General features: G+C 71.3%; 10 protein-coding genes and 1 pseudogene. 4 read left to right on the forward strand and 7 right to left on the reverse strand.

The genetic code is table 11. The annotated features are described in order from the left end of the window. The 3 genes from GT354_RS08180 to GT354_RS08190 form a co-directional block, all read left to right on the forward strand. Positions 1–315, forward strand: a 315-nt coding sequence (locus GT354_RS08180; RefSeq protein WP_346011922.1) for a hypothetical protein, incomplete at its 5' end; no start/stop codon positions are given. Between the two features lie 196 nt (positions 316–511). Beyond that, positions 512–898 carry a VOC family protein gene (locus GT354_RS08185; RefSeq protein WP_161355595.1) on the forward strand — a complete coding sequence of 129 codons (387 nt, stop codon included), beginning with the start codon at positions 512–514 and terminating at the stop codon, positions 896–898. A gap of 203 nt (positions 899–1,101) precedes the next feature. Further along, a complete protein-coding gene (locus GT354_RS08190; RefSeq protein WP_346011923.1) occupies positions 1,102–1,548 on the forward strand; it encodes a hypothetical protein in 447 nt (148 codons plus the stop codon). A 93-nt stretch (positions 1,549–1,641) separates the two neighbouring features. Here GT354_RS08190 and crcB (GT354_RS08195) read toward each other — a convergent pair whose 3' ends face one another. From crcB (GT354_RS08195) to GT354_RS08220, 7 genes are all read right to left on the reverse strand, one after another. Then, a complete protein-coding gene (gene crcB, locus GT354_RS08195) occupies positions 1,642–2,016 on the reverse strand; it encodes a fluoride efflux transporter CrcB (RefSeq protein WP_161355599.1) in 375 nt (124 codons plus the stop codon). Further along, positions 2,016–2,552, reverse strand: coding sequence for a fluoride efflux transporter CrcB (crcB, locus tag GT354_RS08200; protein ID WP_237534497.1), 537 nt, complete (start codon positions 2,550–2,552; stop codon positions 2,016–2,018). The genes crcB (GT354_RS08195) and crcB (GT354_RS08200) overlap by 1 nt, the downstream gene beginning before the upstream one ends. A gap of 229 nt (positions 2,553–2,781) precedes the next feature. After that, positions 2,782–3,669, reverse strand: a complete 888-nt coding sequence (locus GT354_RS08205; protein WP_202511639.1) for a metallophosphoesterase — start codon at positions 3,667–3,669, stop codon at positions 2,782–2,784. A 242-nt stretch (positions 3,670–3,911) separates the two neighbouring features. Continuing rightward, positions 3,912–4,157: a hypothetical protein gene (locus tag GT354_RS52495; RefSeq protein WP_202511641.1), complete on the reverse strand. Its 246-nt coding sequence runs from the start codon at positions 4,155–4,157 to the stop codon at positions 3,912–3,914. A 243-nt stretch (positions 4,158–4,400) separates the two neighbouring features. After that, a complete protein-coding gene (locus GT354_RS08210) occupies positions 4,401–4,574 on the reverse strand; it encodes a VOC family protein (protein WP_346011924.1) in 174 nt (57 codons plus the stop codon). Further along, positions 4,564–5,694 carry a protein kinase family protein gene (locus GT354_RS08215; RefSeq protein WP_237534498.1) on the reverse strand — a complete coding sequence of 377 codons (1,131 nt, stop codon included), beginning with the start codon at positions 5,692–5,694 and terminating at the stop codon, positions 4,564–4,566. Before GT354_RS08215 ends, GT354_RS08210 begins: the two co-directional genes overlap by 11 nt. Before the next feature lie 226 nt (positions 5,695–5,920). Further along, positions 5,921–6,526 (reverse strand): short chain dehydrogenase, encoded by a 606-nt coding sequence (locus GT354_RS08220; protein ID WP_161355596.1) that lies wholly within the window; start codon positions 6,524–6,526, stop codon positions 5,921–5,923. Positions 6,527–6,751: 225 nt separating this feature from the next. On the opposite strand from GT354_RS08220, the pseudogene GT354_RS08225 reads away from it, so the two are divergent. Continuing rightward, positions 6,752–7,468, forward strand: a pseudogene (locus GT354_RS08225) (hypothetical protein); the annotation flags it as partial.

The following is a 7,468-nucleotide window of genomic DNA, read 5'->3' on the forward strand; positions in this document are numbered from 1 at the left end:
ATCGGCCGCGCTCCGGACCCGCGCTCGTACGGTGGGCACATGGGTTCTCACGCGGCACGCTTCGAGATCGAGATCTTCCCGTTCAACGACCAGGACGTGGCCGTCGAGGCCCGCGGGCCGGCCGTCCGTTCGGCCGTCGTCCACCTCACCGGTGAGACCGGCGCGTCGGGCTATCCCCGCTACGCGGGCGACGGCGTCACGGCCGACATCGACCCACACAGCCACGCGATCGAGGCGCTCACCATCGACGGCGCGGAACTGGAGAACGGCTGGACCGCTCGGGTCGGCGGGGCACAGGAGCCGACCGACTCCTGAGGCGCCGCGAGAAGTCCCGGGCGCGGGCCGGCCCTGCCGTCACGGGCGAGCACGCGCCAGGGTCGGGAATCGGCAACCGTTCGGGACCGAGCGGGACCGGGGAAGGATCGGGGGACAGGGGAAGACCGAGGAGGACCGAAGGGCAGGGGGAGGACCGAGCGGGGGCGAGGGGGCCCAGGGGGTCGAAGGAGTGACCATGACCATCCTGAACGTGCTCGCCATGGTGCCCACCGCCGACTTCGAGACCGCCCGGGCCTGGTACGCCCGGGTGGCCGGCCGTCCCGCCGACCGCTCGCCGATGGACGGCTGCGACGAGTGGCAGTTCGCCGTGGGCGGCGCGATCCAGCTCTACCGGGACCTCGACCACGCCGGCCTGACCCAACTCACCATCGCCGTGACGGACCTCGACGCCCACGCCACCACCCTTGCCCAACGCGACCTGTATCTGAGAGGCGTGTCCACTGTCCCCTCCGGCCGGTTCCGCGTCGGCACGCTCCAGGACCCGGACGGCAACCGGCTCGTCTTCGCCCAGGAACTCCAAGCCCTCGACGGGCCGGATCAGGGCGGCGCGGAGTCCACGTGAGAGCGCTCCGACCCCACTTCGGTAACGGAACGGTCACCCGGAGTTCTCTTGTTCGTCGGCCCGTCGATACGGCTGATTTTCACGGGATTCTGCGGGAGTCTGGTGCCGCGCGGGGGGTGCTCGCCAGGATTTGCGGTGCGAGTCGTGGGTGCGTCGGATCCGACGGGATTCGCGCGGTGAGGGGAGACAGCCGGGTGGGGACTGTGCTCAAGAGAATGCGATGGATTCGCTGGGACGAACTGACGCATGCCTACGGGAGTGCGGCCGACGTGCCGGGCCAGTTGTCGCGGATCGCGTGGGGCGATACCGAGACGGCCGGCGCGGCGCTGTCCGAACTCAGCGGCCACATAGCCGAGTTCGGCGGCTTCGATTCGACCGTGGCGGCCGTGCCGTTCCTGTGGGAATTGGCGACTACACACGTGTCACCGTGCCGGGCCGGCGTCGTCGGGCTGCTCCGGACCGTCGTCGTGCACGGCTCGTGCCAGGACGAGTCGTATCGGGCGGTACTGGCGGGCGCGGCCGCGATCGAGGCGCTGACGGTGGATCAGGACGCGGTCGTGGCCGCTGCGGCGCGCAGCCTGGGCGCCGTGCTCGCCGGTCACTCGTGCGGTTGGTGCGGGGTCGGCGCGCGGTTCGCCGGTGGCTCTTGACGAGGTGTCGGGCAGGCTGCGTCGAGGACGCCGCGACCCGGTTCCCGGGCGCCGAGCACCACCGCCCGCACGAGTGCCGAGCCGCGGCGACCCTTACCCGAACAGCGCCGTCGCGCACGCGAATCCCATGGCCGCCGACCCGATCCCCGCGAGGATCGACGCCGTGACGTTGGCGACCGCGAAGAAGCGCGCACCGCTCTCCGTCAACCGCAAGGTCTCGTAGGAGAAGGTCGAGTACGTGGTCAGTGCCCCGCACAGCCCTGTCCCCAGGAGGAGTTGCACGTGGTGGTCGCCGGCGCTGGCCATGGTGGCGCCGGTGACGAGCCCCAGAATCAGCGACCCGACCATATTGACGACGAACGTTCCCCACGGGAACACCGTCCGGTGATGCCGCTGTACGGCCTGGTCGGTCAGGTAGCGAAGCGGGGCCCCGACCGCCGCGCCGAGAGCCACCAACAGGACGTCGATCATCGGCGGCTCCTCAGCGCCAGGACGCGGCGGGCGACCCACGCGCCGGTCGTCACCGCGACCATCGCGGCCGTGATCGTCGCCGTCAGGTACGCGAGGGCCGTCCCCGCTTCGCCGCGGTCGACCAGTTGCTCGATGTCGACGCAGTACGTCGAGAAGGTGGTGAAGCCGCCGAGGACACCGGTCCCCAGGAAGGGCCGCACCAGGCGATGGACGGGCCGCCCCTCGGTGGCCGCCACCTGGAGGCACCCTATGGCGGCGCAGCCGATCACGTTGATCGCGAACGTCGTCCAGGGAAACGAGCCGGTCGCGGTCGGCCACAGCAGCCCCGCGCCGTATCGGGCGAGTGCGCCGAGTACACCGCCCACCGAGACCACCGCGACGATCGCGACCGGCACCCGTGGCGACTCTCGCGACTCGGTGGGAGCGGGCGGATGTGCATCCGCATCCGGAGGTTCGACGTCGGAGTCCATGACGGAGTCCGGGTCGGAGCCCGTCGGCTCGGCACCGGCCGGGCCGGGGTTGTCGGAACTCATGCCTCTCCCTACACGTGCGTGCGCGCCCGCGCGATACGCGGACGCGTCCGGTCACGAGTAGGGACCGTCGGCGGCACCCGAGTGCCACGGTTGCGAGCACGGTGGGCCCCACCACCGCGGACTCCGGCGCACGCACCCGTACGAACCATCGGTGTCCTCGACTCGCTCGCCACTCTACCGCCGCCCCACGAACGTCCCGAGGCATCACCCCGGGACACGCCGGACCTGATCACCCCGAGCGCACGGACGGTTCGCGGGACGGTCGGCTCGACGGCTCCGGACCCGGTGTCGCGGTTCGCAGCACGACCACTCGGCCGTCCACGTTGAGTACGTGTCCCGACGGGGAGGACGGCAACGGCGAGACGGGGACGGGCCAGTGCACGTGGCCGCACACCACGAGCGCGGGCGGTGTTTGGGCGATCCGGTCGGCGAGCGCCGGGTGGCCGAACTGGTCCGGTCGTCGGCCGGGCGGACCTTGGTGGAGGATCAGCACGTCGGGCGCTTCATGCAACACCCTTGTGACAAGGTCCAGTTGGGCGGCTTCCTCGCGGCGGCCCGGGCGCGACGAGGCGCCGATGACGCGCCCGACACCGCCGAACCGCACGCCCCCGCGATCGACGCAGTCGCCGTCGAACAGCACGACGTCGGGGCCCAGGTCGGCGAGGTCGGCCGAGGTCACGACGTCGTGGTTGCCCGCGACGCCCAGTACGAACGGGCAACCGGCGGCGGCGAACGCCCACCACACGTCGTCGACCGGGCCGCTCACGCCACGCGCGTCGGCGCCGGGCGCCGAGTACAGATCACCGGCCAGGAGTACCCCGACCCGCTCGGGCGGCGGCAGCAGCCCGGCCTGCGCCCACACCGTGAGGTAGTCCGCCAACGCGATCCCGAGCAGCGTCGCCTCGCCGCCCCACGGAGACGGCGAAACCCCTTGCAGGTCACCGGTGACGACCACCGCGTCACACCCGGCGGGCAACCGATCCACCCGGACCACGTCGACGGGCAGCCACGCCGTTTCCGTCCCGCCGCCCGCGCGGGCCCGCCGGTAGCCCACCTCGACGATTCGCTCCGGTGCCGTGTCCACGATCCGCATGCCCGCACGCCAGGGAGGCTGCACCCTCCGTGTCATCCGGATCGACGCCGACCTGTGTACGGGCCGGCAGCGGCCGGCGTCACGCTGCCAGGCGTCGCCCTGCCCCACCCCGGCCCGGGTTGCCCCGTCCTGCCCGGCGTCGCCTTGCCCGGCGTGGTCTCGTCTCCCGAACGCATGGTCACTTTCCTTTGGGTACCCGACGTCCCACGGAGGTCGGCTTCGAACGCCGACCACCACCCACGACGCGCCCCGCACGGCGCCTGCTGCTACGGCCGCAGGATGAGGTTCACCACCGTCACGAGCATCGCCGGGGCGGTGATCCGATAGACGACGAAGATCGAACTGCCCAGCGTGGCCTCGCGCCTGCCCGCGGACCACGTGGCGCTCGAACCGCTGCCGTAGGGGTCCTCGGCGATCAACGCCATGCCGGCGTCCAGCGTGCGGCGTTCCGCCGGGGAGAGTCGGGTGCGTGTCCTGTCCGCGTCCGGAGCGTACGTCACGGTGTAGGTCATCGAGCGTCACATCCCCCAAGGTCAGCCGCCGCCCGTACTCCGCCGCTCGTACTCCGCCTCCGCGGTTTCCTCCGCCGGTTTTCTCGCCGTTTCCTCGGCCGGTTCCCTCGCCGTCGACGGATGACTCACCGGGATCACCTCCTGCGGCCCGCATTCGGGTACGACCTGCAACATTGTGCTCCGGCAGTGCCGTTCACGGCAGGGGGTTGCCGCCGGCGCCTGCGACTCGACGCGGTGCACCGGTCACCGCACGCAGAACTCGTTGCCCTCCGGGTCGACCGTCACCACGTGGTCGGGCCTGCCGAGCAGGTGGTCCTCCCGCTGTACGGTCGCGCCGGCCGCGGTCAGTCGCTCGACCGCCGCGACCACGCGTTCGCGAGTAGGCCCGGCTGAGCACAGTCGATCGTCAACGTCCACCTGGTTGCCACCCGTGCTCTTCGGTCGATCGATCACCAGGGGGGACCGTAACGTGCGTATCCGACAATCCCGGTCGTTCGCTCGCGGCGCGGGCGAGGTCGGCGGCCGGATACGGGGTGCGTTTGCTCTCGGTGATCAGGCGGCGGTGGAAGTCGCCCAGGACCAAGGCGACGCGGGCGTGACGGTCGAGGAGGTTCGCGATCGAGGGTGGCACCTCAGTGGGCCGGCTGCCCGCGATCCAATCACGGAGGAAGTTCTCCCGATCCGCGTCGGCGCGCACGCCGTCGACAACGTGGTGACGCAGCAGATGGCTTGCCGTGTACCAGCGGTCGTAGTCGAGATGGTCGGACAGGAACTCGGCCTCGATCGGGTCGAGTTCGAAGCGCGAGCCGAGGGCGAGACCGAAGTCGGCGAAGTAGACCCGTCGGCCGTCGGTCAGCACGTTGCGGAAATGGGCGTCGAAGTGGACGAGCCCGCGGGAGCTCATGAAATCGGCGCCGCGCGCAAGCTCCGCCGCCACTCGCGGACCGGGCGACGCGGCATCGTCGCGGTGGTCGTCCAGCCACGCGGCGAGGGTCTGCGGCACGTGCTCCAAAAAGAGCACCAGGCTGGAGGTCGACCGGCCGATCGCGGCAAGTCGCCTCCCCACGGCGGGCGAGCCGTCCCAGTGCGCAACCGACCCGTCGATGCCCCCGAACTCGTCGGCGAACCCTTCGGGAGGGGAATCCGGCAGGACGCGCCAGTGATACAGCAGCGGGAACCCCGGGTACTCGTCGGCCAGGACCCAGCCGGTGGTCAGGAGGTGCACGGCCAACTCGCGCCAAGCCCCGAACCCGGCCGAGCCCACACCGTATTGATAGAACGTCGGCAGGCCGAAGAGGTTCGCCGTCGAGCGGACGTTCCCCGGCCGCATCTCGAGTTCCGTCAACGGCACCCGCTTGACGAACACTCGCGCTCCGCCGATCTCCAACTCCGCCGACCTGCCCCCGATGCCGGCTCCCAGCGGCGACGCGGCGGCCACCACCTCGCCGATCCGGCGGTCGCTCAGCAGCGAAAGGTGGCCGGCGACCGTCGCGTGACGGGCCGAACGCGTAGCGTGCCGCGCCTGGTCAGGGTGCATCGACGGCTCCTCGGTGCCCCCGTGGCGAGGGCGTCGGTGATCTCGCGGAATTCGGCAACCCGACCGTATGCGCGGTCGCGGTGGGGCCGCAGGGACGTTGGGGGTCGAACCCGGATCGAGCCGCCCACCGCCACTGCCACTGTGCCCCCGTCATCGACACCGTGCCCCCACTGTCATCGGCACCGTTACCGCCGCCCCGACCGCGCTTCGGCGGCAACCGGTAGGGCTACCAGCCCACTCGGAAGTTCTGCCCCGTCTGTACGCCCTCGATCGAGCGCCGGTAGGCCAGCGCCGCCGTCGCGACGTCGACCGGTGCGAAGCCCGGGAAAATCGCGTCGTAGGCGGCGGCGGACTCGGTGAACACCGTCGGACTCACCGAGTTGATCCGTTGCCCGCGCGGCAGTTCCACCGCGACGCCGCGCACGAAGGAATTCACTCCGCCGTTGGCCATCGCCGACATCGAACCCGTGGGGATGCCCTCGTGGGAGAGGATGCCGGTGATCAGCGTGAAGGAACCCCCGTCCGTGACGAACCCGACGCCCCGGCGCACCAGTTCGACCTGCCCCAGCAGCTTGTTGGCCGCCGCCGCGTGCAGGTCGTCGTACGTGAGGTCGCCGATCGTCTTGAACGGCACGCCGCCCGCCGCGCACGCGACCGCGTCGACCCGGCCCACCTGCTCGTACATCGCGGCGATCGACGCCGGGTCGGTGATGTCGACCGCGAGATCGGTCTTTCCGCTGCGCGAAGCGGTGACCACCTCGTGGCGCGGGGCGAGCAAAGCCTGTACCGCCGCACCCAATGTGCCGGTCGCGCCGACCAAAAGCACCTTCACGAAAACCTCCGAGGTGAAAGAACCCGAACGTCGCGGACACGAACGACCGCAAACGACCGCAGTGGAGACGAGTGCGGCGAACACACCCGAACACACGAACGCGGCGGATGCCAATGCGACGGACTCTTCGACGATCAAGGGTCCTCATCGTACGACCGCGCCTTCCGTCGCCACGTCCGTTCGGTGGGGGCGCGGAGCGGCCCGGGGACACCCTAGGGTCGCGTGATGCGCGTTCTCTTCTCCTCCACCGAGGGTTCCGGTCACTTCAATCCGCTCGTACCGCTCGTCGACGCGTGCGTACGGCGCGGTGACGACGTCCTGCTGGTGGGGCCGCCCAAGCTCGAAGCCACGCTCGCCGCCCGCGACGAGCCCTACCGGATCGGCGCCGCGCCGCCGGCGGCCGAAGTCGCGGCGATCTGGGAGCGCTTCGCCACGGCGAGCCGGCGCGAGGCCGGCGTCCTGATCGACCGTGAGCTGTTCGCCCGGCTGGGCACCGCCGCGATGCTGCCCACCCTCGACGACGCGTGCCGGCGGTGGCGGCCCGACCTCGTGGTGCGCGAGACGTGCGAGTACGCGTCGGCGATCGCCGCCGCCCGGCTGGGCATTCCGCAGGCACAGGTGGGGGTTTCCACGTCGGAGATCGAAGGCGGGGTGCTCGGCATGGTGACACCCGTGCTCGAAGCGTACGAGGACGGGATCGCCGAAACGCTGCGGACCGCGCCCTATCTGACCCGCTTTCCGGCCACCCTCGACCCGTCCCCGTATACCGTGACCCGTCGCTATCGCGAGGGCGCGGTACTCGGCGCGTCGCCGCTGCCGGACTGGTGGGGTGACGACAGGGCGGCCCCGCTCGTCTACGTCACGTTCGGCACCGTGGCCGGCGGCCTGCCCGGCGGCGCCGACGCCGTGCGCGCGGCGACGGCCGCGGTGGCCGGATTGCCG

The organism is Streptomyces sp. SID3343 (assembly GCF_009865215.1).
GTDB lineage: Bacteria > Actinomycetota > Actinomycetes > Streptomycetales > Streptomycetaceae > Embleya.